1 protein-coding gene is annotated in these 2,636 nt (G+C 50.6%); it reads left to right on the top strand.

The genetic code is table 11. From position 1 onward, the window contains the following. Positions 1-2,576 (top strand): choice-of-anchor Q domain-containing protein (locus QUA54_RS33955; protein ID WP_333419387.1); only part of this gene is annotated, 2,576 nt, incomplete at its 5' end. Between the last annotated feature and the right edge of the window lie 60 nt (positions 2,577-2,636).

Below are 2,636 nucleotides of genomic sequence, written 5' to 3'. Positions count from 1 at the left end.
ACAACGCATCCCGCGCCTTTTTTGTCAATGCCAACGTTGCGACTGCTACCAATTTTGCAGTCAAAAACCTCATTATTTCTAACGGTAAAACTACCGATAGAGGTGGTGCGATCGGCACAACCGACGAAGTAAACCTCACAGTAGAAAACGTTCAGTTCAACAACAACGTCGCCGATCGAGGCGGTGGCGCAATTTTCGGTAATTTCAACAATACCCTGACTGTTACCAACAGTAAATTCAACGGCAACACAGCCACCGCAGCTAACGATGAACGCGGTGCAGGTGCGATCGGCTTTTTGAGTTCCAAAACTTTTACAGTCACCAACAGCGACTTCACCAACAACAAAGGAATTAACGGCGGGGCAATTAACAGCCTTCAAGGTAAGCTGACAATTGAGAACTCCCGATTCATCGGCAACGACACCACCGCAGCCGTTTACGCAACAGGCCAAGATAATCCGTTTTTAAGGGGTTTCGGCGGCGCAGTTTACACAGACAGAGCCAGCAATCCGAGCGAAGCTTCCGGCACAATTAAGATTACCAATAGCGTATTTCAAGACAATAAAGGTCGAGGTGAAGGAGGCGCAGCTTATCTGTTCACCGGCAGCCAAGACAAGGTTATTTTGGAAAAGAGCACCTTCCAAAATAACGAAATTCTGGCGCTACCCAACGGTGGAAATGCTGGAAACGGTGGTGGGGTAACGATTTTGAGCGACAGCACCAACCAGGGATTGACCATTACCAACACCACCTTTGCGGGCAACAAAGCCGGCAATCAAGGTGGCGGCCTGTGGATGCGAAATGCCCCTACTACGATTACTAACAGTACGTTTTCTGGCAACTCCACGGCGTTTGCTGCTGGTGATTACAACAAACTCGGCGGTGCAATGACTCTTGGTGCACCCACAAGCATTCTCAACACGACGATCGCCGATAATTCTGCAGGCTGGGTTGGTGGAGGTATCTTCGCCGATGCCAATAATGTCACCCTCAAAAACACGATTCTTTCCAACAATACAGCGGCTAACGGAGGAAACCCTTGGGGCATTCAGCAACACGTCACCGCCCAATATAGCGATGGAGGAGGGAATTTTCAGTGGCCGGTGATTAACACCGATACCAAGGTGACGACAAGTGTGACGATCGCAGACCCTTTACTCGGCGCTTTGCAAAACATCAACGGCGCTTTAGTCAGGCCCCTGCTGACAGGAAGTCCGGCAATTGATAAAGGGATTGCTACCGGCGCACCGGCTACGGATCAGCGCGGCGTGACTCGCCCTCAAGATGGCGACAGCATTCCAGGTGCGATCGTTGACAGTGGCTCTTTTGAATTGGGAGGCACTGTCGTCCCCACACCAACTCCGACGCCCGCGCCGACACCAACTCCGACACCAACTCCGACACCAACTCCAACTCCGACACCGACTCCCACTCCCACTCCCGCGCCGACTCTTAGTGGTTCTTTGGGTCAAACCAATAATTACAGCAGCATCAGTGACCTGATCGCACAATGGCCTTCGGCCGCCCAGAATCAAGGCATCAAACTTTCTGGGATAGCTTTTGATGGCGTGGAAACTGACTATCTTAACCCGACTGTCATCAGCAACCTCACCTTAGCAAGCAACGAAAACCCTAAAAGCTGGTTGAGCTACGGCAGTACCGGCGGTATTGGCGTCCCATCCTCTTATGATGGTTGGTTCACCGACGCCAGGAAAATTCGGGCGGAAATCAACCATAACCCCAACACCAATCAATCTCAGGCGCTGAAGGTGAAATGGGCAGATAACCAAGACATCACTAGCACAACGATCGACCTGAGTGGATTGACTCCCACAACAAGTCCGGGTTTGGGCGATCAAGGCAATGAAGTTGCTTTCGTGCAAATCTTTAATAATGGGGCACCGGTATCGGCCACCAATTTTACGATCGCTCGCCTCAACGCTCCGAGCGCTCCAAAAGCGATCGGTGTGTCTTCAAATGGAGTGACTTTCATTGGCGATCGCACCGATGGCAGTTTCAAATTCCAGATAGTAGGAAACTCTCTGGGCGGCGCTAGTTTTGACGAACTGCGGTTCTCCACCAAAGCCTACGATAGCCCCACCGCTGCCTACGCCGCCACCTCCTTCAAAAACGATGGTTCCGACTACCTAGTGCGCAAAATTGAATATCAAGGGATTTCTAATGTGGTGAGTGCAGCGAGCATTGTCGGTGATTCAATTACTGACTTTCGTTCAGCTAGTGCGATCGACAGCAACAAAGTTAGCAATGTCAGGCAAGAGGGGATTCGCTTGCAAGGTGGCCATACCGATATTGAGAACAACGATATCACCAACGCTAATATTGATGGTGGTTTCAACAGAGGTGGTATCCCGCTCCAGGATTCCAGCTTGCTTGGTGGTTCAGGGCCGACAAAAGTGGATATAAGCAATTTCATCACCAACTCTTTCAATGGGGTGGCGATCGCTAATCCTAGTGTGACATTCAAGGCCACGCAGAACTGGTTGCCTTCACCTACAGGGCTGATTGTGGGTGGCACTGACCCGAATCTTATTGCTGGGGTAAGCTTGATGAGATAACTCCGGGGTGTATCTACTAATAATGCCCTTAATGGAGTCTCCAATATGAGTTCTAAATTC

It is taken from the genome of Microcoleus sp. MOSTC5 (assembly GCF_036701825.1).
GTDB classification, from domain to species: Bacteria; Cyanobacteriota; Cyanobacteriia; order Cyanobacteriales; family Microcoleaceae; genus Microcoleus; species Microcoleus asticus.
Note: the sequence above shows the minus strand (reverse complement) of the source record. Positions and strands in the feature narration are given on the sequence as shown.